Origin of the sequence: Rhodococcus sp. 05-2255-1e (genome assembly GCF_002259025.1) — a bacterium.
In the GTDB taxonomy this organism is placed as follows: Bacteria; Actinomycetota; Actinomycetes; order Mycobacteriales; family Mycobacteriaceae; genus Rhodococcoides; species Rhodococcoides fascians.
Map to the genome: position 1 here is coordinate 1 of NZ_NOZE01000048.1, position 24,717 is coordinate 24,717.

Annotated in this window: 23 protein-coding genes; 1 reads left to right on the top strand and 22 read right to left on the bottom strand. The window is 61.6% G+C overall.

What is annotated here, in order from left to right; genetic code table 11:
* The 8 genes from CH262_RS26330 to CH262_RS26360 form a co-directional block, all read right to left on the bottom strand.
* The coding region (locus CH262_RS26330; RefSeq protein WP_141215485.1) for a non-ribosomal peptide synthetase at positions 1–4,708 on the bottom strand (4,708 nt) is incomplete at its 3' end.
* 99 nt (positions 4,709–4,807) lie between these two features.
* Complete coding sequence (locus CH262_RS26335) at positions 4,808–5,992, bottom strand: NAD(P)/FAD-dependent oxidoreductase (RefSeq protein ID WP_015586168.1); 1,185 nt, start codon at positions 5,990–5,992, stop codon at positions 4,808–4,810.
* A gap of 346 nt (positions 5,993–6,338) precedes the next feature.
* Positions 6,339–7,001: an FMN-binding negative transcriptional regulator gene (locus CH262_RS26340; protein ID WP_202902192.1), complete on the bottom strand. Its 663-nt coding sequence runs from the start codon at positions 6,999–7,001 to the stop codon at positions 6,339–6,341.
* On the bottom strand, positions 6,998–7,195 hold the full coding sequence (locus tag CH262_RS27405; RefSeq protein ID WP_143547182.1) for a hypothetical protein: 198 nt from the start codon (positions 7,193–7,195) through the stop codon (positions 6,998–7,000). Before CH262_RS27405 ends, CH262_RS26340 begins: the two co-directional genes overlap by 4 nt.
* A gap of 72 nt (positions 7,196–7,267) precedes the next feature.
* Positions 7,268–8,041, bottom strand: coding sequence for an IS21-like element helper ATPase IstB (gene istB / locus CH262_RS26345; RefSeq protein WP_032385531.1), 774 nt, complete (start codon positions 8,039–8,041; stop codon positions 7,268–7,270).
* Between the two features lie 46 nt (positions 8,042–8,087).
* Positions 8,088–9,422 (bottom strand): IS21 family transposase, encoded by a 1,335-nt coding sequence (gene istA, locus CH262_RS26350; RefSeq protein WP_008720775.1) that lies wholly within the window; start codon positions 9,420–9,422, stop codon positions 8,088–8,090.
* 146 nt (positions 9,423–9,568) lie between these two features.
* Positions 9,569–10,663: a SidA/IucD/PvdA family monooxygenase gene (locus CH262_RS26355; protein WP_094683353.1), complete on the bottom strand. Its 1,095-nt coding sequence runs from the start codon at positions 10,661–10,663 to the stop codon at positions 9,569–9,571.
* Between the two features lie 4 nt (positions 10,664–10,667).
* Positions 10,668–10,979: an MbtH family protein gene (locus tag CH262_RS26360; RefSeq protein ID WP_015586165.1), complete on the bottom strand. Its 312-nt coding sequence runs from the start codon at positions 10,977–10,979 to the stop codon at positions 10,668–10,670.
* Between the two features lie 308 nt (positions 10,980–11,287).
* On the opposite strand from CH262_RS26360, the gene CH262_RS26365 reads away from it, so the two are divergent.
* The gene (locus CH262_RS26365; RefSeq protein ID WP_015586164.1) at positions 11,288–12,136 is read left to right on the top strand and encodes a UbiA family prenyltransferase; all 849 of its coding nucleotides are present in this window, start codon (positions 11,288–11,290) and stop codon (positions 12,134–12,136) included.
* 12 nt (positions 12,137–12,148) lie between these two features.
* Here CH262_RS26365 and CH262_RS28370 read toward each other — a convergent pair whose 3' ends face one another.
* From CH262_RS28370 to CH262_RS26435, 14 genes are all read right to left on the bottom strand, one after another.
* Positions 12,149–12,829, bottom strand: coding sequence for a helix-turn-helix transcriptional regulator (locus tag CH262_RS28370; protein ID WP_015586163.1), 681 nt, complete (start codon positions 12,827–12,829; stop codon positions 12,149–12,151).
* 191 nt (positions 12,830–13,020) lie between these two features.
* Positions 13,021–13,587, bottom strand: a complete 567-nt coding sequence (gene def, locus CH262_RS26375) for a peptide deformylase (protein ID WP_015586162.1) — start codon at positions 13,585–13,587, stop codon at positions 13,021–13,023.
* A gap of 145 nt (positions 13,588–13,732) precedes the next feature.
* Entirely contained in the window at positions 13,733–13,900 is a 168-nt protein-coding gene (locus tag CH262_RS27900; RefSeq protein ID WP_155289036.1) for a hypothetical protein, read from the bottom strand.
* Between the two features lie 25 nt (positions 13,901–13,925).
* Positions 13,926–14,816 carry a hypothetical protein gene (locus tag CH262_RS26380; RefSeq protein WP_015586160.1) on the bottom strand — a complete coding sequence of 297 codons (891 nt, stop codon included), beginning with the start codon at positions 14,814–14,816 and terminating at the stop codon, positions 13,926–13,928.
* A 168-nt stretch (positions 14,817–14,984) separates the two neighbouring features.
* Positions 14,985–15,293, bottom strand: coding sequence for a hypothetical protein (locus CH262_RS26385; RefSeq protein WP_015586159.1), 309 nt, complete (start codon positions 15,291–15,293; stop codon positions 14,985–14,987).
* Positions 15,294–15,329: 36 nt separating this feature from the next.
* Positions 15,330–15,761, bottom strand: a complete 432-nt coding sequence (locus CH262_RS26390) for a hypothetical protein (protein ID WP_015586158.1) — start codon at positions 15,759–15,761, stop codon at positions 15,330–15,332.
* A gap of 78 nt (positions 15,762–15,839) precedes the next feature.
* Positions 15,840–16,589 carry a hypothetical protein gene (locus CH262_RS26395; RefSeq protein WP_015586157.1) on the bottom strand — a complete coding sequence of 250 codons (750 nt, stop codon included), beginning with the start codon at positions 16,587–16,589 and terminating at the stop codon, positions 15,840–15,842.
* Between the two features lie 76 nt (positions 16,590–16,665).
* Positions 16,666–17,445, bottom strand: a complete 780-nt coding sequence (locus CH262_RS26400) for a hypothetical protein (RefSeq protein WP_015586156.1) — start codon at positions 17,443–17,445, stop codon at positions 16,666–16,668.
* Positions 17,435–18,127: a hypothetical protein gene (locus CH262_RS26405; RefSeq protein WP_052047787.1), complete on the bottom strand. Its 693-nt coding sequence runs from the start codon at positions 18,125–18,127 to the stop codon at positions 17,435–17,437. The genes CH262_RS26400 and CH262_RS26405 overlap by 11 nt, the downstream gene beginning before the upstream one ends.
* Positions 18,128–18,842: 715 nt before the next feature.
* On the bottom strand, positions 18,843–19,175 hold the full coding sequence (locus CH262_RS26415; RefSeq protein ID WP_015586153.1) for a hypothetical protein: 333 nt from the start codon (positions 19,173–19,175) through the stop codon (positions 18,843–18,845).
* A 40-nt stretch (positions 19,176–19,215) separates the two neighbouring features.
* The gene (locus CH262_RS26420) at positions 19,216–21,465 is read right to left on the bottom strand and encodes an FtsK/SpoIIIE domain-containing protein (RefSeq protein ID WP_052049378.1); all 2,250 of its coding nucleotides are present in this window, start codon (positions 21,463–21,465) and stop codon (positions 19,216–19,218) included.
* Complete coding sequence (locus CH262_RS26425; RefSeq protein WP_015586151.1) at positions 21,465–21,893, bottom strand: hypothetical protein; 429 nt, start codon at positions 21,891–21,893, stop codon at positions 21,465–21,467. Before CH262_RS26425 ends, CH262_RS26420 begins: the two co-directional genes overlap by 1 nt.
* Positions 21,894–22,559: 666 nt before the next feature.
* Positions 22,560–23,159, bottom strand: coding sequence for a hypothetical protein (locus CH262_RS28295; protein ID WP_015586149.1), 600 nt, complete (start codon positions 23,157–23,159; stop codon positions 22,560–22,562).
* Positions 23,159–24,625 carry a peptidoglycan DD-metalloendopeptidase family protein gene (locus tag CH262_RS26435; RefSeq protein WP_072692242.1) on the bottom strand — a complete coding sequence of 489 codons (1,467 nt, stop codon included), beginning with the start codon at positions 24,623–24,625 and terminating at the stop codon, positions 23,159–23,161. Before CH262_RS26435 ends, CH262_RS28295 begins: the two co-directional genes overlap by 1 nt.
* Positions 24,626–24,717: the final 92 nt, after the last annotated feature.

Here is a 24,717-nt window from a genome sequence, read left to right on the forward strand (position 1 = left end):
TGTCGTCCAACTCCTGATACGTCCACGACCGACCCTCGAACACCACCGCTATGACGTCCGGCCGCACCCTCACCTGCTCGGCGAACAACTCCGGAATCGACACGCCAGCAACGGACTCCGTCACAGCCGACCTGTTACCCAGTACGTCCAGCTGCGTCAGCTCATCCTCACCCAGGATGTCGAACGAAGCCAAAGGACGATCCGGGCCCGCCGCCATCGCAATCAATAGCTGCTGCCACCGAGCCGCCATGCGCTTTACGGTCTCGGCGTTGAAGATGTCGGTGCGGTACTCGACGATTCCGCTGATCCCATCGGGCTGACCGTCCGCAGTGAACCGCTCGCGCAGGCTGAATGCCAGGTCCATTCGAGCGGCTCCGATGTCGACTGACGCCGTCTCCACGTCGAGACCCGGCACCGAGATGTCGGGGACCGGGTCGTTCTGCCAGGCGAACAGGATTTGGATCAACGGATGGTGAGCCTGCGTACGGACCGGATTGAGGCGCTCGACAAGCGCATCGAACGGCACATCTTGGTTCGCGAACGCGTCCAGGCTCCGCTCCCGTACCTCCTCCAACAAATCACCGAAGTTCATCTCGGCTGAAACCCGCGTACGCAACACCAGCGTGTTGACGAAAAACCCGACCATGCCGTCAAACTCGGTTCGCCCCCGCCCCGCCGTCGGCACCCCGAACGCCACATCCGCGCTCCCGCTCAAACGCGCCAACAGCACCGAAAGCGCCGCCGACATCACCATGAACGTCGTCGCATTGCGTTCCCGCGCGATCCGCTGCGCCAATTCATGGAAATCCGCGGGCAGGTCGACGACGACTCGACCCCCATTCGTGTCGGTCTCCGCCGGGTACGACCGGTCCGTGGGAAGCTCCAACCTGCTGGGTAGATCTTTCAGGGCGTGTTCCCAGAATTTCAACTGCCCGGCGAGCACGCTTTGCGAATCCGCTTCGTCACCCAGCAGAGCGTGTTGCCAAAGCGTGTAGTCGGCGTACTGGACGGGAAGTGGCGACCAGGAAGGCGACTCGCCCGCAGCGCGGACTCCGTAGGCGCTCCATAGGTCACGCAGGAGCGGAGGAAGTGACCCCCCGTCGACTGCAATGTGGTGCATGACCACGACCAGACGATGGTCAGTGGCAGACACGACAAACAGCGCCGCGCGGAAAGGAAGGTCTTCGGCTAGGTCGAAAGCATGCTGACCCCGAACACGCGCTGCGTCGGATATTTGAAGTTCCGTCCAGGTGGTGGCGTCAATGATGTCCCAGTCGAAGTCAGTCTCAGCTGCAAGGACACGCTGCTCCGGCACACCAGCCACCGCTGGAAACACTGTCCGCAGACTCTCGTGCCGCTCCACAACATCAGCGATCGCCGCGCGCAGCGCACAGACATCCAAAGAACCGGTAATCTGAATCAGTAGCGGTATGTTGTACGTCGCCGACTGCCCTTCCATCTGGTGGATGAACCACAGCCGACGCTGAGCGAACGACAACGGCAATCGCTTGGGACGAGCTACTGGGACCCATGCCACGCCGCCACCCGGCGATCCACCCACCAACCGTGCGAACCCCGATACCGTTGAGGCTTCCCAGAGCGCCTTCACGCCGATCGATGAATCAAACGACTCCTGCACGGCCGCGATCACTCGCATCGCCGATAGCGAATTTCCGCCGAGGTCGAAGAACGAGTCGTCCACCCCTACCCGCGGTAGGTCCAGCACACGCGCAAAGATTTCAGCCAAAATTCCCTCAACCAAGGTCGACGGATTTCGGTAGGATCCGCCTGCGAACTCTGGATTCGGCAATGCCTGCTTGTCTAACTTGCCGTTGACCGTAAGCGGTAGGTCATCGACGATCATCACCACTGTGGGGACCATGTACTCCGGTAGGTGCGCGGCCACATCACCACGCACCACAGCACCATTTACTTTTGGACCGGTCTCCGCAGGTACGACGTAGCCGATCAGCTGCTTGCCCGAACTCGAAGACCTCACCACGACCGCGGCGCGCTCCACCCCCGCGACACGGGAAAGAGCAGCCTCGACCTCACCCGGTTCAACACGAAAACCACGGATCTTCACCTGGTCGTCCGAGCGGCCCACATACTCCAGCTCGCCCTCGCGGTTCCACCGCACTACGTCACCCGTCCGGTACATCCGCGAGCCCGGCGGGCCGAGCGGAGAAGCAACAAACCGCGACGCCGTCAGCCCCATGCGTTTCAAGTAGCCCAGGCCGACACCATGACCTGCCACATACAACTCTCCGACTACTCCTACCGGCACGCGGCGGAGACCGGTATTCAATACGAAGAAGGCAAGGTCAGCAAGCGGACCGCCCACGGGACTGACATGGCTGTCGAGGTCAGAAGAAACGATCCTCCGGAACGATGCGTGGACGGTGGTCTCTGTGGTGCCGTACATGTTGATCAGGTGCGGCCAGGAATCCAGCTGATCTAGCCAAGGTCGCAACTTCGACGGTTCGAGAGCTTCGCCTGCGAAGACAATCGCTTCTAGACCGCTCAGCCGAGACTCGCCCGGCCGGCGCATGTCGACTGCCTGCAGAGCATAAAATGCTGACGGTGTCTGACTCAGAACGGATACGTTCTGGTCTCGCAGTAGTTGATGAAAGTCGTTGGCGGACTGGGCAATTTCTCCAGGTACGACAACCAGTCGGCCACCGTGTAGCAGCGCGCCCCACATCTCCCATACCGACACATCGAACGCGTAGGAGTGGAAGAGTGACCACACCTGGTTTGAGGACGGCACGAACCCCGGAGCCGTCGAGCTGAACAATCGCGTGACGCTCGCCTGGGTAACGGCAACCCCTTTGGGGACACCGGTGGTACCGGAGGTGTAGATGATGTACGCGACTTGGCCGGCCTCTGGCGCAGGCAGAGCCGTAACCGGCTGCACGGCAATCGCGTCGTCGTCGACATCCACAACTTCGATACCAAAACAGTCTACCCGGCAAGTCAGTTCGGCAGTGGTCACGAGGGCAGCTGGAGCGGCATCGCCCAAGATGAACGCCACCCGCTCATCGGGGTGCTTGATGTCAATGGGTACATAGGTTGCGCCCAGTTTCAACACTGCCAGGATCGCGATTACTGTCTTGTTGGAACGCGGGAGCATGAGAGCAACAACTTCTCCTCCGCGTACCCCACGAACGGCTAGTAGATGTGCCAGTTGCGTGGAGGCCTCGTCAACTTCCCTGTAAGTCCATACCTGATCCTCGAAAACCATGGCGTGCGCTTCCGGCGCTCGATTCGCCTGTGCTGCAAACAGTTCGGCTATGGATATACTGGCGGCAGTCTGAGAGTGCGCAGAACGATTGCCCAGGCGGTCAAGATGAGTGTGTTCGTTTCTGTCTAGTACGTCGATCGAGATGACTGGCTGGTCGATCACGGCGATCATCTCGGCGATGATTCGCCCAAGCCTGACGATCATGGTCTCGACCGATGCAGCGTCGTAGACATCAGAGCGGTACTCGACCACTCCGTCGATTCCCTGCGGCTCGCCGAACTCGGAGTACCGCTCCCGGAGACTGAAGGTCAAGTCCATCCGGGCCTGTCGAGAAATGGTGGGTACCGCCTCTGCCAGCACCCCCGGCAAGTCCAACTCCGTGGAGATCTGGTTCTGCCATCCGAGCATGACCTGGACCAGTGGGTGATGCGATTGTGACCGAGCAGGTTTGACGAGATCCACCAGCGCGTCGAACGGGACATCCTGGTGGGCCAATGCGTCCAAAACCGCGTCCCGTACTTTTTGCAAGAGGCGACGGAACGTCGAACTGGCAGACACATCAACGCGGAGCACTACTGTGTTGGCGAAGAAACCGACCATCTCCGCAAGATCAGCGTCACGTCGGCCCGTAGTTGGAACACCGAAAGCGACATCGGAGGTGCCGCTTAGTTCGGACAACAGCACCGCCAGCGCCGTCGAAATCACCATGAAGCCGGTAGAACGATGCTCCCGGGCCAACTGTCGCACCTGCTCTTGCATCGACACGGGCCATTCGATGGGGATTCGATTGCCTCGATAGTCGGCCACGACCGGATAAGGGCGGTCGGTTGGGAGCTCAAGCCGCCCCTCGTATCCGGCTAGCGTGTTCTTCCAGTAAAGGAGGTGCCGGCTCAGCGCACTGTCGGGGTCGGACTCGTCGCCGAGCGACTCACGCTGACGGAGCGTGTAATCCCGATATCGCAATGGCAACGGCACCCAGGCAGGCACCTCTACGCCCACATGGGCCCTGTACGCCAGCCCGACGTCGCGTACGAGGGGCGTGAGGGACTGGCCGTCTGACGCGATGTGATGCATCAGGAGCACCAATACATGCTGATCGGCCGATAGTCTGAAGAGCTGCGCTCGGAACGGAATCTCAAAGCTGAGGTCGAATTTGTATCCCACTGCCTGTGCGACTGCATCGTTCAACGCGTCTGTCGACCACCCTGACGCTTCGACTACGTCCCAGCCGAAGTCTGCGTCGGCCGAGCCAAGAACACGCTGCTCCGGCACACCCTCATGGGAGGGGAAAACAGTCCGCAAACTTTCGTGTCGACTCACGACATCGCCGATTGCCCTGCCCAGCGAATGAACACTGAGCTCACCAGTCAGGCGTAAGACCAGAGGAATATTGTAAGTTGACGACAATCCCTCCAACTGGTGGATAAACCACAGCCTACGCTGCGCAAAAGACAACGGGATCAATGCTCAACCCTTTCAGCGCCCAGCAAAACACTTCCTTGCGAACCACTCGGGTGACCACCCTCAGCGTTAGATTCAGACCCGAAATATTTCATCAGCAAGCTACAACAAGTCGACGAGCTCGGCCGACATAAATTCGCGCATCCCGATGGCCCCCGAAACCAAACCGAAGTACCGAGATGTAAGTTCGGGCGAATTGGCAATGGCATGCAGCATGCGCAACCGGGACTTCGTCGGTTGAAGCTTCGCCAGGGCGAGAGTACTCATGTACGGCTCCTCTAGAACAGCTCCTGTCGACAGTGCAAAGTGCACCATCGCCTCATCTACTGCGACCGAGTTCCCGACATCCACCCCGGAAATAGAATCGGTGAGCAGGTCGGCTTGAATCAGCGCATTGGTGATGCCGCGGGCGCTGATCGAGTCAAGGTGGTGAGCCGCATCCCCCGTCAATGCCCAGCCCGGACCGTGCGATTTACGGAAATAGTTGCGTTGGTCCCCCGTACCCCACCACCGATCCACTCGGTCGAGTGCCATAATTTGTTCGTATAAATCCGGCGCTGTCGATTCGATCGCGGACAAGTACGCCCTCTGCGGGTCCCGCCGAACGACCGAGAATTCGCTCTGCGGCAGGTAAGCTGCCACAATTGTCAGGTCGTCATGTGTTGGAATACGGGCTATCCAGCGGCCGACTCGCTCATGGAATCCGAATCCTGTTCGCAAGCCTTGCCAGAAGGTGTAGTACACGCAGCTTGCTATGGGTGCCGATCGGAGGATCGGTGCCTGAACAAGTTCCGCGACCTTTGATCGCATACCGTCGGCCCCAATAACCAATCGAGCAGACACCGATGTGGTCGAATTTCCACTCCGGAGGCGAACTCCGGCGACGCGTTCGTCGTGCCAAATCAATTCTAGGACCGACGTCCGATCCGAGAACTCCGCGCCCGCTGACACGGCAGCTCGAATGAGTAGATCGTCGAGTATGTACCGCCGTGGTGCGTAAGCGGCATTAACACCGTCCTTCGCCGGGGTAGCAGCGATCAGACTCAGTCCATCCACATCGTGACTAATAGTGCCCAAAGGCGGACAACCGGAGGCCACAACATCATCGAGCATCCCCCACTGTGCGAGTCTCACGACCCCAGGGTGCTGGATATACAACGTGGACATGGTGTCCGCCGGAAAGGAGGCCCTATCGACCAGCAGAACACTTCGCCCCTGTCTGGCTAACAGCAGTGCCACCGAAGCGCCGGCACATCGCGCCCCAACAACAACAACGTCGTAATCCATTACCAACCTTCTGGCTTTCTCTGGCGATGACACCGACTTGGTCACGTTCGCCGGTCGGCTCTTTTGCCGGATTTTGGTCCGGAAGCAATCCCCCGGAATCCCAACTTCATTCCGAAGGTAGAACGATTGACCTGCTCGACGAGTCGGAATGGCGGCGGACAAGGTGCGTGAGAGCAGTAGCACAATTTATAAACTCCGCTTGCATCCGTAAACCGATGAACAGACCAGGCCGAAATGGCTGAGCCGGTGCGAAATTGAAGGTTTACAAATGGCGGGCACGGAATGCTCTTTTGGCGCAAAAGGCTCCCGGGCCGTGGGTTCCGTCGGTGCGTCCGACATGTCCCCATCAGAAGTTGTTGTAGTCACCATGGCTGTACTCCCGCATGAACGAAGCTAGTTCTTTGCCTCGCCCGGCGTGGTTCGCGCTGAAGTGGTCCGCCACCCGTCGCCTGGTCTCGAGGTTCTGCTCCTGGCTGAGCTTGAACATGCCATCCGCCGATTCCACCTCAAAACTGAATGCACCCACAGCCGGACCGATCCTTCGGTAGTGGTCCAGCGAACTGTCCATCTCCCACCCGCTGCCGAATTTCTGCTCGTACGTACTGACTGTCAATTGAACGACCTTGAGCGTCTCCTCGAAATCGGCAACAGGTTGCAGCTTTCCTCGGAGATGTACCGAGACGTAGTTCCAGGTCGGTGCTACAGAATCGCGTTGGTAGACACTTGGGGTGACATACCCATGAGGCCCGGTGAAAATAAGTTGGGCATCCGCACCGTCGACGAGCGAGTCCCAGTGGGGATTGGCCCGGTTCATGTGCCCAAACAGTGTCGATCCTTCTAAGTCCTCGCTCTCTGAAGGGGCGCAGGGAGCACAGATGACTGGCAAATGGGTGGCGTACGGGGCCTTGGGGCCGTTTGAGATCAGAGCCGCAAAAGGGTACTGCGCAACCACGCGGCGCAGCCATGTCCGATCACTTGCCTTGTAGATCCGGGGGACGTACATGGTCATCTCCTGAGAATGGATTGGGCGATTTCACCGGATCTGACTGCAGTGTTGGACAGGAGACCAGCAGAAAGTCCATGGCTGTGTTCGGTACTGGCACCGTGCACATAGATACCGGCGCGCACCGCATCCGACGTCGTCACTCGGTAGTCGCGTCCCACGCTGAGCCGTCCCTGCTCGTCGTGCTTACATTCGCGCATCAGGCCCTGGTATCGGTGGACGACCTCACGTGTCGGTCTGTGTACGACCTGACGTGTCGGTGTCCGGCAGGTTCATGATGCCGGTGCCTCCACTGGTGTGACAAGCCCTTGCCGGTCTTTGAGCCGGTAGCTGGGGCCGTTGATGGCCAGGACGTCGCAGTGATGAAGGAGTCGGTCGAGGATCGCGGTGGCGAGGACGTCGTCGCCGAGGACGGTTCCCCATTCGGTGAAATGCTTGTTGCTTGTGATGATCGTGGAGCCCTTCTCGTATCTGCGGCTGATCAGCTGGAAGAACATGTTGGCTTCGTCGCGGTCGAGGGCGAGGTATCCGACCTCGTCTATGACCAGCAGAGATGGGCGCATGAGGTTCGCGAGTTGCCGGGGGAGCCGGTTTGCTGCGTCGGCGGCTTTGAGCTTTCGAACGAGGTCGTCGAGGGTGGTGAAGTAGATCGACTTTCCGGCTTGGCAGGCAGCGACCGCCAGCCCGATCGCGATATGCGTTTTCCCTACTCCCGGTGGTCCAAGTATCGCGATGTTCCCTGCGCCGGTGAGGAATTCGAGGGTGGCAAGGTCTCGGATGCGGCGCGGTTCGAGTCCGGGTTGGAAGGTGTAGTCGAAGTCGTCGAGGGTTTTGTGATGGGGAAGCCCGGAGAGTTTGAGGGCGTTGCGGAACCGCCGGGATTCTCGGACTGCGACTTCTTCGGCGAGGAGGTGGTCGACGAAGTCGAGGTATCCCATCTGCGCGGAATCTGCGCGGGCGGCGGATTCGGTGACCGATTCGGCGGTGTGACCGAGGCCGAGCCGGAGGGCGTTGTCGATGATCCGTTGGGTGGTCAGTGAACTCATGAACGGTGTCCTGTCGTGGAAGATGCTGTGGGATAGTGGTTCACGGTCAGACGGCGTAGGCGGACAGTGGTCGATGTTCGACGTGGACGTGTCCGACGAGTGAGATGACTTTGGCGGTCAACGGGTCGCCTGCGTCGACCGAAGGTGACGGTGTGCCCTCCGCGGGGTTTGTATCGACGCGTCCGTCGGTGGTGGCACGGGTGTGACCGTCGGGCAGTGACGCCCAGTGCGCCTGGTCGACGACCCAGGCGCCGCGGACCTGCGAGCGAGCGTGGACGGCCAGGACGGTACCGCCGGCACTGTCGAGGGTGGCGATGGCGATGTTGTCGGCACCGGCGCGTACCTGTACTCGTTGACCTGCCCGGACGCGGTCGGCGGGTACGGAGTAGAGCGATGCCTCGAACGAGATCAGCGCGTCGTTTCCGATGCGCCGTAGGTGGGCTTCGGCGACAAGATACGGCTCGGCCGGGGCAGGACGTAGCGCCGCGTGATCGACGACGGCGCGGGTCCCGATGACCTCACGGTGAGTACGGTGCACCTGAGTCCGGCGGATCGGAACCCAGTCCATGAAGGTGCGGTCGGTGCTAGCGAGATCGGTGAACGTGCGACCGGCCAGGACGTGATCCCGAACGATCTTCACTTGCCGTTCTACACGGCCTTTGCCGGTGGGCCGGTACGCGGCGAGGACGTCGATGTCGAAGCCGTAGTGCCCGGAGAATGCGACGGCTGCTGGATGCAACGGGACAGCATGTCCGGGACGGACATGTTTGCGGACAATGGTTTTGGTGCGGTCGTAGACGATCGAACCCGGGACGCCACCGAAGTGCGCGAAGGCTCGGATGTGGCTGCCCCAGAACGCGGCGGCGTCCATCGAGTGGGTGTAGCAGCAGAATGGGTCACGGGAGAACGAGAGGACCATGTGGAAGGAGTAGACCTTGCGTCCGGTGCCGAAGAGATCGCCTTCATCGCCCCAGTCGACTTGTGCTTGGGCGCCGGGGATGGTTTCGAATCGGCGGTGTAGATTGCCGAGCCCGGATTCTTCTGCGCCGAGTTCGTCTCGGATGATGGGTCTGGCTGTGCTGCAATAGATTTTGACTCGTTGGTAGTTCACGGTCACGGACTTTTCGTTGGTGAGGCGTTCGTGGATGACCGAGGCTGCGATGGTGATGTCGGCGCGGAGCATCTCTTCGATCAGTGCGGCGATGTCGTCGGTGATCGCTCGGGGTTGTGTTCCTGCTCTCGAGGTTCCCTGCGGTGGATGCGTGGGTGCATCGTCGGCGAGGTATCGGCGGACAGTGCGCCAATCGCAGCCGCATTCGCGGGCGATGTCGGCATAGGTCGCGCCGGCCTCGTGCAGGGCTTTGAAACGTCGGATGTTCATCCAAGACTCTCCATCTAGGATCATGGCAAGGGCCACCCTTCGGGTTCGTCAACTTTGGCGGTAGACGATTCGAAGGGTGGCCCTTGTCGTGGGCGAGTTACGACAGGACTCGCCGAGCACCTACATATGAGGTTGTACGGGGACCATCACGTGAGGGTGTACACCGATACCTGGAGTAGCGGTGCCGGGTCACTTGGCCGGTAGCCGGTGGCGTAGACGATCACGTCTGCTTCGATGGTATGGGTCAGACCGGTGGCCGAGGATGTGACCTCGACCCGTACGCCGTCTGTGTCCTCGTCGACGGATGTGACGCGCGAGGTGTTGATCATCCGTAACCGCTGTTTGCCCAGGACCTTCTCCTGGTAGCTCTTGAGATACAGCGACTGTGAAATATCGAGATCGACCACTGAGTAATTGGTGTTGGCGTGGTATTCGAGGAGCCTCTGCTTCTCGTCGGTCGGAGCGGAGAAGAACCGGTCAACTCCCTCCGGATCGAAAATTCCATTCGCATACGGGCTGTCATCGGCGACGCTGTAGCCGTAGCGGGACAGGACGGTGTGCACATTGGCGCGAGGGAAAGTCCGATGAAGGTAGTCAGCAACTTCGGCGGCACTTTGGCCAGAGCCCACGACGACAAAATTTTGAGGGACGTATGTAACTGCGGCTGCTCTGCCCAGCAGTTGGGAGCTGTGCCAGATCCGCTCAGATCTGTTGACACCATCGGGAAGTCGAGGCGTCAAACCCATTCCGATCACGATGTTCCGCGCCCGCTGAACAACGTCATCTGGGCCGACTACATCGACGTACTCCACCACGCCATTCTCGACTACTGGTCGGATGTCTTTGATCTCGGACCCGTACGAGACGTTTGACTGAAATTGGCTAGCTGCCCACTCCAGGTAGTCATGAAACTCCACCCGCAGTGGGTAGAGAGTTTTGCTGTTGATGAACTCAGCAATTCTCTCTTTCTCTCGGAGGTAGGACACAAACGTATACCGACTCATCGGATTGCGCATGGTGGCAAGGTCTTTGAGAAAAGAGACCTGCATGGTCGCATCCTCCATGAGCATCCCACGGTGCCAGCCGAAACGAGGCTGGAGCTCGTAGAACTTCATGCTGAACTTTGCCGGCACCGGTCCGGGCTGGATGGACTCTTGAAGAGCTATCGCGAGAGCGAGGTTGGAGGGTCCAAAACCGACCCCAACAACGTCCGCGACGGACGAGCCTGACTGTGCTCCCATCGAGCTACGACCTAATTTCGTTGTGGTAGGCATCGGCTGGGATGCCCTCAACCGAATTGGTCGTTCCCGGCCGCATAGTTGGTCCGACATTAGTTGTCTGGCTGCGGTTTTCGGCCTGAGCAATGGCGAGTGACTTGGGGCGCAAATCGGTCCAGTGGGTGTCGACGTACTCCAGACAAGCAGTCCGCTTGGCCTCGCCGAACACTCTTGACCAACCGGCCGGGACGTCGATAAAGACCGGCCAGAGAGAGTGCTGCCCCTCCTCGTTGGTGAGAACGAAATAGCTGCCGTCTTCATCGTCGAACGGATTGCTCATGGTCCTCGCTTACTCGGAGAGTTGCAGTACGCCTGCTGTGCATTTCGGTACCAGTCGAGTCTGCCTAGCAGCGAATACGTTGGTCCCCTTTGTGGCACGAAGGGAGTAGGTAATACCTCAGAAAACTACAACTTTGGATGTAGTTTTAGCGAAGACAAGTCCGGGCAGAAACCTTCGTGCACTGCGACAGCTAGGCTCCGGCTGTGTCAGATGGGTGGTCGTATCGGTGTGAGTCGGTCAAGCACGGCACACAGGTAGGTCGTCCTGGGGGCGCGTCGAGTCCCGCAAGAAATGCATGGTTGTGCTTCGTGGAGGCCAGACCGCAGGTCCAAGGTGTCTATCTGCTTCGATTCGCGGTTGGAATTGCCGGCGTATCAGCGACTGCAGGGCCTGTCGGTGTCGGACAATTAGCGGCCGGCGCGTTGACCTGGTGGGCCGTCGTGATATCGACGTACTTGTTCAATGGTGTGACTGACGTCCTTGAGGATGTGGCAAACGCGTCGCAGCGACCGATTGCGCGGGGGGAACTGGCAGTCCGTACAGCCCGGTGGGTCAGCGTGGCTACGGCGATCACAGCCCTGCTGATGGCTGCAGTTGCGGGGCGCGAGATGTGGTGCTGGACCTTCGCCTTCCTGACGCTTGGGTGGGTGTACTCGGCACCGCCACTGGCTGCCAAGCGTTGGAGTTTGTCTTCTTCTGTAGTGATATTCGGCCTCGGCTGGGCAAGTTATGCTGCCGGAGCGGCCGCCGGCGGCGGAGGATTTGGGCGTACGGAACAAGTCTTCTGCGCATCGATGGCAACATGGATGGCGTTGGTGGGAGCGGTCGTGAAGGACCTATCCGATGCCCACGGGGACGCCATTGGTGGGAGGCGCACTCTGGCAGCGCAACGTGGACTCAGCTCTGCACGGCGGCTGGCCATATTCGGAACGACTGTCGTTGGAGTATGCGCACCGATCGCCTCACTGCTATGGGCACCGCTCGCACTGTTCGGAACATTGCCGTTGACTGCTGGAGCTCTCTGGGTGATGGCGCTATGCGCGCGGGCGAACGACTATGACCTGAAGGCACGGCGCTGCGGGTACCGCGCTTTCATGGCCACCCAGTACGCAGCAAACCTCGCGATGCTCGGCACCCTCCTGGTGCGCGCGGTATGAAATTGCGGGCCGCTAGATGCGGCTGCCGAATAGCCTGTGCAACGCGTCCATACGGGACGACGCCCCAAGTTTCAGATAGGCGTTGGACAGATGCCGCTTGACTGTGAGCTCTGAAATATTCAGAGTGCGAGCGATCTGCCGGTTGGTCATCGCGAACGCCACAGCCTCCAAGACTTCAAGCTCCCGGTTGGTCAAAGATGCGTCTGACGCGGCCTCAAGCACTCGAAGTTGCCTGTCCCTCAAATGGCCTCGGGTCTCCTCGTAGCTGAGCATGCCCGTGTGAAGGCGGCCACCGGCAGCAAGGCGAAAAGCGGCGTTGATGCGTCTCCAGACCCCAGGTCGGTGTGTCAAGGGTGCCTCTTTGGCGGCCAGCTCTATTGCAGGCTCAAGGGATGACCACAGAATCTCCACAGCTCGCACGGACTCCGAAGCCGGTATTGCCTGTAGGGCTCGATGCGAGCCGAGCAACCGGGTGTACTCGTCTGGAATCGCCGACCGAGTAGTCGAAGACGTGGGAAGGCCTAATGCATCTACGCACTCGTTGAGGATTGCCAGTGCTTGGCGGCGGCACTGTGACCACACCCCCGGATTGATCCCGAGGGGACTATTCTCGCGTAGCAAAGTGGTTCTGTACGCCGTCACTACCTCTGGAATCGCGGCCCGTAGCGACGCCGCAGCCATTGCGTAAGGCATATGTTCCCCGAACTCCTGTTCCCTAGCCCAGGATACAAGACCATATGGTCCGTTGCCGTGCAATAGCGAGCCATGGATGCGTTGAGGGTTCGACCTACTGTTTCGTGTAGATGAATGTCAGGCTTCGTGAAGGTCTTGACGTCACCGGGTGGGTAGGCGGAGCAGAGCGGTCACTGCTTCCGGAGCAGAATCTATCGTGTTGGCCAATCGTTGCTGTACTGCTCAGAGACCGTCTCGTGGTCACGATAGAGCTGTTTACGTTTGCGCTTCGAGAGGCGGTCGCCGAAAACGATACCGTTGATGTGATCGGTTTCGTGTTGGAAACAACGCCCGAGCGTGCCGCCTGCGTTGAGTTCGATCTGGTTACCGTACTGGTCCTGTCCTCGACAGATAGAGAACTCTGGCCGTGCGAGGTCGGTGTATGCGCCGGGGAGGGACAAGCATCCTTCACCGAAATCGATGAGGTGTCGATCGTTTCCTTCGGCGAGTTCGACTACCGGATTGCAGACGACACCAGTTCGCCGTGTCCCGGTCTCGTCACTGCAATCGTAGATGAACACCGCAAGGTCGATGCCTACCTGCTGAGCGGCGAGGCCGGCACCGTCCGCAGCAGTATTGGTCGCGAACATATCGGCAAGCAGACTTTGCAGATCAGGACCGAAGTCGGTCACCGGTCGAGCCGATGTGTGCAGGACAGGGTCGCCCCATCGGACGATTGGTCGAGCATTGCCGAGGCGCAGAAGTTCAGAGACAGGCATGACTCGTATGCTCCACCCTGGCTACGTTAGAAGCAACCGATGAGGTTTGTTTTGGGCGCGTATCACGTTTTGTGGCCGTCATCATGGTGCGGAGTGGCTCGACGAGAGCATCCGATCGCGCAGGGCCCATGACAAGTGACCGTCTCTATTCCGATTCTTCGCCGGTGTCGATGGCTCCGTCGATGGGTCCGGTCTGGGGGTCTTCGGCTTGGACGGCGCGAAAGTCGGCGCGCGGCATGATGTCTGGATGAAATTGCCATGGTGCGCGGCGTTCTCGTCGGTGTGGTGGCGGTGAGGCCTTTTCGGTGGGCATGTCTGTTTGTTCCTTTCGCTGATGGTCAGTCCGTGTCGATGTCTTCGAGTTGCACGACGAGCCTTTCCCTGACCCTCTGACCTGGTCGCTCGTAGGGGACGAAGTGCGAGTTGACGACTCGGTAGCGGGTGCCCCGTGGGAGGAGGTGGCTCGTGTCGTCGCCCTTGTCCGATGCTCCGAGGTACAGCCCTCGTGTTGTTTGGATCTCGAATACGGCGTCCGTCGGATGGCTGTGTGCGTCGAGTTCGTGGATCGAGTGGCGGGCGCCGGTGAAGCGGTCGAAAGCTATGACCGAGCCGGGTGAGAGGGTCTCGGGTAGCTCGGATGGATGGATGACGGCGTGGGGCAAGCTCACAACGGTGTAGACCAGGTGTCCACGTCCGGACTCACGCTCGTATCGCTGGATTGCGCGGTCGACTCTCTGGATGTGGCGGCGCTGGTCGTCGTCGAGCCGAACTGCATCACCGTTGACATCGGACAATGCGTCGTTGGTGCGTTTCCAATTTTCTGGATCTCCGATCAGTGTGCTCATCGCACGGTGCTGGGCTCGGGGAACGCTCTGCTCGACAGTCCTTTTGGTGGCTGATCGCGCATTGCGCTGGCGGGCGCTGAGGCTTCGACGGAGTTCGATCGCGGCCGGCAGCGAACGTCTTTTTCGTTCGTTCGTGATCGGCGCGGCGGTGTTGCGGGGGAAGGCGCGTTCGAGGTCGCGGCGCGCGCGTGTCAGACCGGGCAGTCCTTCGATGTCGGTATCGAGGCCGCGGGCATGCTCGCGATTCGCGGCTCGGTCGGCGAAGGATGCGTGCGGGAGCACCACCCCTTGCTTCTTCTCCAGCTCTCCGCTGGATCCTCGATCGGGGTCGAACGCGCCCCCGTCTGGGGTGACGCGGTTACGACTACGGCGCGCGGAGGACATCGGACCTCACCCGGAGGGGGTCTTGCGGTCCCGGATACAGAGTCGGTACTGCGGCCCCGCGGGGGGCGGCGGTACCGACTCGACCTGCAGCGCCGCCGAAGTATTCGACAGCGCTGCAGCAAGTGCACGCTCGGCGGACGCCTCCACCGAGCAGTGCGACAGCTTGGGTCATCGTCCCGGCCGGCCGGGCAGGTCGGTTCCGGTTCCTATCGTCCATGCGACATCGACGACGTCGGACAGGGTCCGGCTCAGGTGGCCACAACTCGTGCATACGCCGGGCAGCTTCTGTGAAATCAGATCGAAGAAGTGCTCGTCGCACGCGAGGTGGGCCATGAGCTGTCCGCCGGCGCAGCAATCTTTCATGGCCACCGCCCACCATGCGCCCCGCGGTCCCGCTCCCCCGTCCCTGGGTTCCAGCGCGCAGACGTCGCAGGCCAGCTCGATATGGGTGATCGCGTCGGTTCGGTCGGTGCTCATCGCACAGCCCCCTCTGGTTGTCGACGGGATGTCATGTCAGCTCGCCATGGCGTCGTGCTCGCCGTGCTCGTTGTGGTGATCACTCCGGTGTTCCTCCGACGCCGGTGCGGCATGGTTCTGCTGCCCACTGTCGTGCCCGTGGGGTTCGCCGCCGGTGGCGGCGGTTTCTGCCGGCGGGGTCTGCGTGGGTTCTTTCTTGCTGGTGGCCGGTTTTGCGACTCCCTTCAGTGATGGCCGGACGTAGCCGCCCTTCTTCAGTTGGGCGGTGGTGAAGCCTGCAGCTTTGGCGGCGTCGTAGGCCACGATGAATTCGGCGGTCGAGTCGACATGTTCGGCCTGCGCTTTGGCGACTGCTTCGGCCTTCTGCCGGCTGTTCTCGGCTGCTTCGACAAGGTTGCGCATTGCGGTGAACTGCGGGCCGAGGATCTCGCGGGTGGTTGCATCGGCCTGGTCGGCGGTCTTGGGCATGAGATTCCTTCTTTCATGTTGTGTGCGAGGGACTTTCATTTCCTCTTGGGGAGGAGATTTGTGTGGCCGATCGTGTGGTCAGTTCGCCGGTTCGGTCTCGCCCGCAGTTGTCACCGCGGTGTTGCCGAGACCGCAGAGTTGCGTGGCCGCGACAGCATCACCGCGGGTGATGGGCAAGGCGTATGTCTGCGCCACACGAAGATATTTCGCCGCAAATGCACATGCGAGGTCGTCGTTGCTCGGATGCCACTGAGAAAGCCCACGTTGGGCTCGATGTTCAACTGCCTGCGCGCTGGCGACGATGATGTTGGTCTGTACGTCGCTGACAAAGCGTTGCTGCTGTTCGGGTGCCCATGCAGCAGCACCCAACGCCCACGCCGCGTCCAGCGGGTAGACGTAATCGCTTGCTGCAGCATCTTTCTCAGATGCTGCATCGAATTCGACGGTGACACCGGTGTATGGATCATTCAACACGCCCTGTGCCACAACGCAATTGTCCGTTCCGGCAGCGAATGTGACGGCCTCGAGCTCCGCTGCCAATGCGATGTTCCTGGTGTCGCATCCGTGATCGCTGCCTGGCGGCCGCACGAGAAGTTCCGCCAAGCGCTGACCGTCGGGCCACCTGGCCGTGCTGTCGATATCGTCGACGACGGGCAGGGCGTCGAGAAGGCTCGCAACGGTGATGACGTCGTGGAAGACCTGGGGTGGTGGTGGCGCAGTGTCGGCCTCGTGGTGATCCGTCGTGATCACCACGGCAGCCGCGGCCGCCACAGCGACCATCACGGCTGCGGCAATGGCTGTCCATGCGGTCTGATGTGTCTTCGCCATGATGGCAATCACCTCTTCGGGAGCTGTCGAGTTCGGGGAGGGAAGAAAAAGCAGGACGCAACTGCGCGCAGGCGGATCAGGATGCGACGAGAGTGAGCGCGGTGCCGAGTGCGAGGTACGGGCCCAGCGCGATATGCGACCGTGCAGGCTCGGATCTGATCGCTCGAAGGACCCGCACGACTATCACTCCGACGAAAGCCGTCAGGATCGAGAACACCAGCGCCGCACCGAGGGATGTCCAGCCGACGTAGCCTAGGACCATCGCGAGCGAGACCACCAGTCGCGCATCGCCGATACCGATTCCGCCGCGCAGAAGCACTGCAAGCGCGAAGAACAATATGCCGGCGGCCAGGCCGGCCAGAAGGGCGCGACCGACCGCGCCCCAGGTGCCGTGAACGACACCGGTGAGCAAGATCATTGCTGCAGTTCCGCTGGCGGCCAGATACGCAAGAGCAGTCGGAATCCGTTGCACGCGTTGGTCGATCCACGCAATCCAGGGCACTACCAGAGCCAAGAACAGCATTGCCGCCGGCGGCGCACTCGTCGGAGTACTGACGAAAGCGGAGATGACGCCCCACACGACACCGGAGACGATGACGGGAATTTTCGTCCCCAGCGCCGCCTCGTCGACGGAGATCTCGACCCGTGCACACACCGCGATGACGGTGGTCCGCAGCGCGGCCGACAGAGCTACCCCGACGATCACTGCTATCGCGACAATCGAGACGCGGCCGACAGTCGCAGCAGTTGATGCCTGAGTGCTGGCCCAGGATGCCGACGACGCCTCGATCAAGGCCCATAGGACGCCTGCCGCCAGAGCGACCACGACACTTCTGACGTAGTCGCTACGCAACATCGGCTTCTCGTTCACCATCGGAGCGAGCGGCGTGCACGGCCATCCGGGCACGGTAGCGGACCTTCTTTTTCACCGCTGAGTCGAGATCGATTCCGAGTACGTCGGCCAGGTGCTCGGTTGACCACCGCCGACGGAGCGAAATTCCTACGATCTCGGCTTGCTCTGCAAGAGTGAGCGGCAGTCTCCATTCGCCGCACAGGCGACGGTAGACGGCCGCCTCGTCCACGCCGCGGATGCCTCGGGGCGAATGTGGACGTGCTCGGGGGTCGTCGATTTCGTCATCGTCCCAAGCAAGAGGCGTCGCCCATCCCTGCTCACGGGCTGCATTCCGGACCTGCTCGTCGGGGCCGGGTGTCATGGAGATCTGGTCGTAGACGTCGTTGATGACGGACCAGAGTTCACTGGGGACAACTTGATCCGATGGCAACGTCGAAAGCTTGGGCACCGACAGCCCGGTCAGTTCGGACAGCGCTTGCACCGAGTAGCCCATCGCGACGAGGGCCCGGATCCGTCGCTGAGCTCCGACACCTAAGGTCATCGCCCGTCCCCGGGTGGGGTGGAAGGTGACGTCGAGAATAGCTTTCGAGATGCTTGCGGTGGTCTCGAAGCATTTGTGGTTGGCGACTGTCTCCACATCACTGAGGCTGAGCTTCGTGAGATCGAGGATCATTTGGTCGGGCATACCGCCGAGCCGCAACGACAGCAGGTGGCGGCGGGCGGGTCCGGAGGGTACCGACGAGGCACTCCCGCGGCGGGATGTTCTGTTAGATCCCGCCGCGGGAGTGGAGCGACGTCGCGCACGCGCAGCGTCACTGCCGTCGCTCGTCGGGCCGAAGGAACCACCCCTCGACGTCGTCGAGCGACTCCATGAACCGGTATTCCGGTCAGGATTCATTGTATTGCTATCGGGCACTGCATCACACAGTGCGGGGGAAAGATTGTTTTGCGTACGCGAAACCACGTCGACGTCAGTCATGGTGCATCCCTTTTCAGTTGATGCGGTTGGTCAGACCGCACATCAGATGTTGGGGACACTACCTCGCGGGAGTGCATCGCGTCCAGACCGTCGGGTCGTTTTTCTTCGGTGATGAGAGTTCCTCGGTCGTACAGTCCGCCTGCCGCGACGCCGGTATAGCTATCTGCCTCGGCTCTTGTGCGGCATGCGACGAAGGCCGCGAGCGGGCAGGTCTCGCACGATTCGAGGAGATGCGCTGCAGCGACGGTTGCTTTCCGGCGCCGTTCGAGACGTGGGATCCGTGACTGCAGCAGCTCTGCGACCGCCGTTTCGCGGGCGGCCCAGTTGCTGTCTCGGACACACTGACCGAGCGGCATCGTGAACGATTCTCTGCTCGCGATCGCGCGTAGTTCTGCGCGGCGACCACTGGTGGCTTTCGTTCTCATCCCCGGTCTCCTCGGTGCAGTCGAGCCTGTCGGGCTGAGTAGGCCGAGCGGCCGGCGCTGATCGCGACGGCACCGAGGGCGACGACGACGGCGAGAGCGATGATCAGTCGTCGACCGTCGAGCCCGGCACCGTCCGATGCTGGGATCTGCACCATCGGGGATGCCTCGCTGGCGATCAGAATGGAGTGCTCGACCAGCCAGGCGATTGCCGTCGACCACCACAGGCCTGCGGATCCGAGAGCCATGGTGGCTGCGAGTGGGGCGATCCAGATCAGCGCCATCTGATCGTCGTCGGAGAGGGCTTTGCTGTTGTTGCCGTGTTGGGACATGTGGTTGTTCCTCTTCTGATCGTGTGTGTCGCAGAGTGATTCAGGTGGCGAGGGCAAGGGGGCGACGAACTTGAACAGTCGCGTCGAGAGGAATGTCGAGCACCCCCTCGTCGTCGCCGTCGCCACGCCAGGTCAGCCCGACCATGTCGTCACCCGACTCGTCTCCGTAGATGTCGGGTTCGTTGTCGACGACGACCCAGATCCCGGCGTCCTCGTCGAGGAGAACTAGGTCGCCGGCAACGAGGTCGACCGGAGCAGTGTCTTCGGATTCGCCGTAGCCCTCCCAGTCGTCGACGTCGGTACCGGCGTCGGGGACCACCTGCAGGTGCGGGCGGTCCTTGTGCATCGGAGAGCCCGGGACGCCGGACACGGCTTTTTCTTTCGGCGTCTGCGCGTCGGGCTTGGGCTGGCGAACGGTGGGGGTGTCGAGATTGAGCATTGCCATCGGCGACGATGCGCGACGAGCTGAATCACTGTCCGCGCGCGTCTTTCGCCTGGCGACGGGATCGAGATTGGGATGGTCCGACGCGCGCGCCCAGGGCGCGCCGGAGACGTGATGGAAACGGATCTCTTCGTCGCCGTCCACGGTGCCGCCGGGATCCGGGTCGAGGATCACCAACCGCTCGTGCCGCACTTCGAGAGGACGCAGGCGGTCCAGCACCGCTGCGTCGTCGGCCCCGGGCTCAGTCTTGCGGGGGTCGGGAGTGAAGTAGGTCTGAATTTCGACCGCTTGGTTGTGGTCGTTGACACTGGTCGCCCGCCCACGACATCCGCGCGGGATACCGACTCCAGTGGTTGCCGATTCCCACATCATCAACGCGCCCTGCGGACTCAGACGGCCCATCGATACGCGCTGGCGAAAGTTGTCTCGCATGTCGCCGCCGAAGTACTCGGCATCGGGTCGCTGCGTTCCCAGCACCATGTGGCACTTCGCTGTGCGGCCTTTTCGTCCGATCGACGCCACTTCCTGGAGGGTCTTCGGCTTGGTGGGATCACCCTTACCTTTGATGCTCGAGTACCAGTTGAGCAGGTTGCCTCGGAAGTCGGCGTACTCGTCGATGAACAGAACGACGGGCTCAAAGTCGGCCTCGGTAGCTTCTCCGTTGACGATCAGCGAGTACCGGGTTTCCATGAGATTCCAGAACCGATAGATGACCGCGACCTGGTGCTCCATGTGGCTGGCGACGATCTGTACATTCGGCCAGTCCTGGAAGCCCAAGAACTCGACCCCTTTTCCGTCGACGACCCATACCGGCCAACCGTGCGCGGTGAGCTGTGTCAGCAGGGTGTGTGCGGTGACGGTCTTTCCGGTTCCGGATGCACCGACGAGCATGAAGTGTGGGTCGATCGCCGGCCGCCACACCATGGGGTTGCCGTCCTCGTCCTCGCCGTACGAAATCGCGACCGAGTCGTAGTCGGAGTGCGCGAGGTCGCCGAGATCGGTCGTGGATTCCGCGTCGCCGAGGCCGGCCGGGTTGTAGAGCTTCTTCGGAAAGGTCGGGCGCACCTCGAAACGCACCCAGTCCGTTTCGAGGTTCCAGCGAGCACGCCACCGACCGGGCAGATTGACGCTCACTACTCGTTGTACTCGGGCCCGATAGCCCTCGGACTCGAGTCGATGTCCGACCTCATGGGTGGCTTCGACAGCTACAAGATCCCCGGTGCTCGGGTCCGTCTCGTGTCTGGTGATCTTTCCGGTCGGCCCTAGCAGCGCGAGAATCGTGCGCGTGGCTTTGACGAGTTCGGGCGAGACATGCGTCTCGGAGACGGACCGTGTGTCCGGGACGAGAACGAGACGGCGTTTGCGTGTGTTGTGCTTCTGGATCCGGTACCGGCCCCAGCTCTGCTGGGAGAGCAATTCGACGACGCGGGGCTCCCACTGTTCGTCGAGAAGGAGCGCGGCCGACTGGTAGCGGACGGTGATTCTGCCCGGACGGCCGGGCCACTGGCCGCTCCACCGAGTCGCCGTCAGGACATCACGGGTCGGCGGTGACGCGGTCAGCCGGCAGAGCTGCTCGATCGCACGATCGGTCTCTTCGGCTCGGATCGTGGCGCGATAGCCGTTGTAGCTGACGGCCGCGCCCGCGCCGACGCCGAGTGCTGCTCCACCCCATGCGATCGCTGTGTCGAGGTTCAGGATCGGGCCCAGTGCTGCCGACACGACTCCACCGGCAACGTAGAGCACACAGTTGCGGATCCACGGATTGTTCTGGGGGTCGAGCGAGGGTGCATCACGTAGCGACCGGTATCCGTCGAGGGGTGCCTGAGTCGGGTTGGGTAGCGCGCACATCATGCATCCCGGGTGATCGTGATCAGGATCCCGTCACCGGAAGTTGGGCGCATCGTTGCGGTCAAGGCCACGCTGCGTCGGCCGACTTCGTTGTTGAGATGGGTCGGGTTGTAGTCGAGGGTGAAACGGCACGCGGCGTGAGGCTGGCAGTGCGCAGCGCGGAGAGCCGCATCGACAAGTCTGATCAATCGTTCGTCTTCGGTGTCGACGAGCAGGTTGCTCGAATTCCACTCGACGACGAGCGACCAGACCTCGTCGGTGGTTGCGAGGGTCACGATCCGGTTGGTGGGATCGTCGAGCCTGAGGGTCTCGATCCGAGCGAAGTTCGGCAGCGCTCCTCGATCGATGACAGGACTCAGGGGGCCGGCCGTAGATCGACTGCTCCTCGAACGTGCCCTCGCTACGTGTAGTCGTGTCGGTGCGCTCATGGGGACTCCCTGTCTCGTCGTGCCTTCTCGAGAACAGGTAGATCCAGGTGCGTCGACTTCTGTGACAGCCGCGGTGAATCTTTTTCCGACAACCTTTCATCTCGCGCTGCAGCGCATGCGTTCATGGCCCCATCAGTGGCGCACCGATCGGTCACCAGTGCTCTATCGGTGAGGGTGCGATTGGGGACGGGCAAGTCGCGTTCCGTGTTGCGACTGACCGTCGCGGGAACAGCTATGTGCGCTCGACACCCCTTGACATGGGGGGTACGCTGCAAACGGCGATGCGAAGCGAGTAAGGCTTGCAGCGACCTTCCCACATCCGGGGCATATAACCACCAATTCGCGGCAGCATCGGCGCCTCATCAACTGCTCATCGGATGCGGTTCGATTCCTCTCTTACGCACCCTCGGGCAACGTCCATCCGCCAACCCCAGCGTCGGCGTGACTGCCACGAGATTCGGTATACGCAAGCCACCCCGACCGGCCTGGGGTGGGGCTCCTCCTCGCGGATCCGCGAGCTAAGGGCCGACGGAAGCCGGTTGTCACGTAGCGCGACAGGGCTATGAACGGCGGCACCGATCACGGGAAATAGTGCGTTCCATGTTGCCTGTACAGGGCGATCGGTTCAGTGGCCGGCGACCCTCTCCGGGTCATGTGCGGCGAGGGTCAGAAATCGAGAGTGTCCACACTCCACCCGGCTGCGGTCGGCACTGCCGATACCCACACGGTCGTGGTGGAGTCGACGGGGACCGTGGCATCCGAGGTGACGGCCGATTGCGTTATCTCCGCGACTCGATAGATGCGCTCGGCGGTATCTGCCGGGCATCCGGAGCAGCCGATCGAGACGGTTGCGGTGATTTCGGCGTCTTCTTTCTTCCACTGTTCCCACTGGGCACCGGGGCCTCGCTCGGTCGTTGCAGGGGTGGAGAGTTTTGCAGCGAGGTTGTCGGTGAACCATCGGCGGGCGCGTAGAAACGCGTCGGTCGAGCTCGTGTCGGTGCTGGGGTACCAGGTGAAGGCGGTCGTCAGTGCTTGACGGATTGCGGTCTCCGCGTCTGTGGCGGCGCTGCTGATCGGAGCGGGTACAGCGGTTGTCTCGGTTGGCTGTGTGTTGATTTCGGGTAGCGACGGCGCGGTTGGCGCGCTCGTTGTCTCCGGTGCCGATTCCGGCTCATCGGTGGCGGGTGAGCTGCAGGACCAGGCGATGGTCACCACGGCTACAACGACGAGGAGGACGGCTATAAGACGTCGGCCGGCAAGGGACATCAGATCCTCCGGGCTTTCATTCCAGCCATGAGTGGAGCTTGTTTGACGACGTCTCCGGTGGTGGGGGCGTGGATCATCTGACCGCCGCCGATGTAGATACCGACGTGCCCAGGGCCGTTCGCCTCGAATGATCCGAAGACGAGATCACCGGGCATCGCTTGATCGATCGGGATCTCCGAACCCACTCCCCATTGGGCCTCGGATGTGCGGGGCAGGGTGATGTGCTTGCCCGCGAAGTAGGCGAAACTGGTCAGTCCTGAGCAGTCGAATCCTCCTCGGGAGGGGCCGTTGATATCTCCGCCGCCCCAGACGTAGGGGGTTCCGAGGTACTGGCGTGCAGCCTCGACGACATTGTCTCCGTCAGCTCCGGTCGGCACGAACCGGCCTGTGGAACCTTCGGATGTGTACTGCGCTTGGCCGGCCAGAATCTTCGCCACATAGGGCTGTGTTTGTGTGGTGTAGTCACCGCCGGATGGCATTCCACCGGCTGCGAGCACCGCGGCGGGGCCCGCGTTGTAGGCGGCAATCGTCAGTGCAGTTGGGTCGCCCTTCACTTTTCTCGCGGCGATGGCTGCGGTGATATCTCCGTTGATGGCGCACATGAAGTGGGCTTGTGAGATCACTGCATCTCCGATGGAGTTCGGGTCGGCTCGCCCGTCTCCGTCGTAATCCTTGCCCCACGTTGCCCAGGTTCCCGGCATGAATTGTGCGGGCCCCAACGCTCCGGTGCTCGATACCGGAGCGGACGGGCCGTAGCGGAAACCGTTCTCGGCGGAGAGTTGGGATGCGATCAGGGGAGCACCCACGCCTGGGCACACGGCTCCTGCTTTGCGGATCCACGGCTCGAACTCCGGCGGCACGGATCCGGTTCGGAGATCTCCGCCGGCCGTGCCGAAGCCACAATCGACAGCGGTACCGGCGCCGGTCGGTGAATCAGCGCCGGACGATTGGGGGCTTCCCGCCTGACCGAGTTTGCTCATCGGGTCGATAGCGGTTCCGCCCTGTAAACGGCCGCCTTCCCAGTACTCGAAGTGCAGATGTGGTCCGGTGGAGCCGCCGGCGTTGCCGATGTCGGCGATGTGGTCGCCGACCTTGACCTGTTGTCCCTCCTTGACGAGGACGCCGTTGGGATACATGTGCCCGTACACGGTGGAGACCGGTTTTCCGTCGACGATCGAGTCGAGGACGATCCACATTCCGAAGCCTTGAGCGGGTCCGGCTTTGACCACAGTGCCGTCGAGGGCTGCGTAGATCGGGGTGCCGATCGGGCCCGCGAAGTCGACGCCTTGGTGCATCGTGCCCCACCGCTGCCCGAAGGGGGACGTCATCGTGGTCGTGCCATCGCGGGTCGGCTTGCCGATGGGACCGGACGGGGTCAACGGCGATGCATCATCACCACCGGTACCGGACGAGACCGTGGGGGCACAACCGCTGGAACCTGACGATGTGACGAGTACGACGACCATCAATGGAATGACGACGAGTACACCGAGAGCGGCGATACCGACCGCCAGGGCGAGTTTCCACCATCGACGTGGCGCTTTCGAGTTCGGCGACA

Excerpts from the sequence above, each read along its gene's own strand:
- CH262_RS27900 (WP_155289036.1), bottom strand. The coding sequence starts at position 13,900 with ATGCCCACCGAAAAGGCCTCACCGCCACCACACCGACGAGAACGCCGC.
- CH262_RS27405 (WP_143547182.1), bottom strand. The coding sequence starts at position 7,195 with ATGCGCGAATGTAAGCACGACGAGCAGGGACGGCTCAGCGTGGGACGC.
- CH262_RS26355 (WP_094683353.1), bottom strand. The coding sequence starts at position 10,663 with ATGGGAGCACAGTCAGGCTCGTCCGTCGCGGACGTTGTTGGGGTCGGT.
- CH262_RS28370 (WP_015586163.1), bottom strand. The coding sequence starts at position 12,829 with ATGCCTTACGCAATGGCTGCGGCGTCGCTACGGGCCGCGATTCCAGAG.
- CH262_RS26400 (WP_015586156.1), bottom strand. The coding sequence starts at position 17,445 with ATGTTGCGTAGCGACTACGTCAGAAGTGTCGTGGTCGCTCTGGCGGCA.
- CH262_RS26335 (WP_015586168.1), bottom strand. The coding sequence starts at position 5,992 with ATGGATTACGACGTTGTTGTTGTTGGGGCGCGATGTGCCGGCGCTTCG.
- CH262_RS26340 (WP_202902192.1), bottom strand. The coding sequence starts at position 7,001 with ATGACCATGTACGTCCCCCGGATCTACAAGGCAAGTGATCGGACATGG.
- CH262_RS26395 (WP_015586157.1), bottom strand. The coding sequence starts at position 16,589 with ATGGCGAAGACACATCAGACCGCATGGACAGCCATTGCCGCAGCCGTG.
- CH262_RS28295 (WP_015586149.1), bottom strand. The coding sequence starts at position 23,159 with ATGTCCCTTGCCGGCCGACGTCTTATAGCCGTCCTCCTCGTCGTTGTA.
- CH262_RS26435 (WP_072692242.1), bottom strand. The coding sequence starts at position 24,625 with ATGGTCGTCGTACTCGTCACATCGTCAGGTTCCAGCGGTTGTGCCCCC.
- CH262_RS26415 (WP_015586153.1), bottom strand. The coding sequence starts at position 19,175 with ATGTCCCAACACGGCAACAACAGCAAAGCCCTCTCCGACGACGATCAG.
- CH262_RS26380 (WP_015586160.1), bottom strand. The coding sequence starts at position 14,816 with ATGTCCTCCGCGCGCCGTAGTCGTAACCGCGTCACCCCAGACGGGGGC.
- CH262_RS26390 (WP_015586158.1), bottom strand. The coding sequence starts at position 15,761 with ATGCCCAAGACCGCCGACCAGGCCGATGCAACCACCCGCGAGATCCTC.
- CH262_RS26385 (WP_015586159.1), bottom strand. The coding sequence starts at position 15,293 with ATGAGCACCGACCGAACCGACGCGATCACCCATATCGAGCTGGCCTGC.
- CH262_RS26425 (WP_015586151.1), bottom strand. The coding sequence starts at position 21,893 with ATGAGCGCACCGACACGACTACACGTAGCGAGGGCACGTTCGAGGAGC.
- istB (WP_032385531.1), bottom strand. The coding sequence starts at position 8,041 with ATGAGTTCACTGACCACCCAACGGATCATCGACAACGCCCTCCGGCTC.
- CH262_RS26405 (WP_052047787.1), bottom strand. The coding sequence starts at position 18,127 with ATGCCCGACCAAATGATCCTCGATCTCACGAAGCTCAGCCTCAGTGAT.
- def (WP_015586162.1), bottom strand. The coding sequence starts at position 13,587 with ATGCCTGTCTCTGAACTTCTGCGCCTCGGCAATGCTCGACCAATCGTC.
- istA (WP_008720775.1), bottom strand. The coding sequence starts at position 9,422 with ATGAACATCCGACGTTTCAAAGCCCTGCACGAGGCCGGCGCGACCTAT.
- CH262_RS26360 (WP_015586165.1), bottom strand. The coding sequence starts at position 10,979 with ATGAGCAATCCGTTCGACGATGAAGACGGCAGCTATTTCGTTCTCACC.
- CH262_RS26420 (WP_052049378.1), bottom strand. The coding sequence starts at position 21,465 with ATGTGCGCGCTACCCAACCCGACTCAGGCACCCCTCGACGGATACCGG.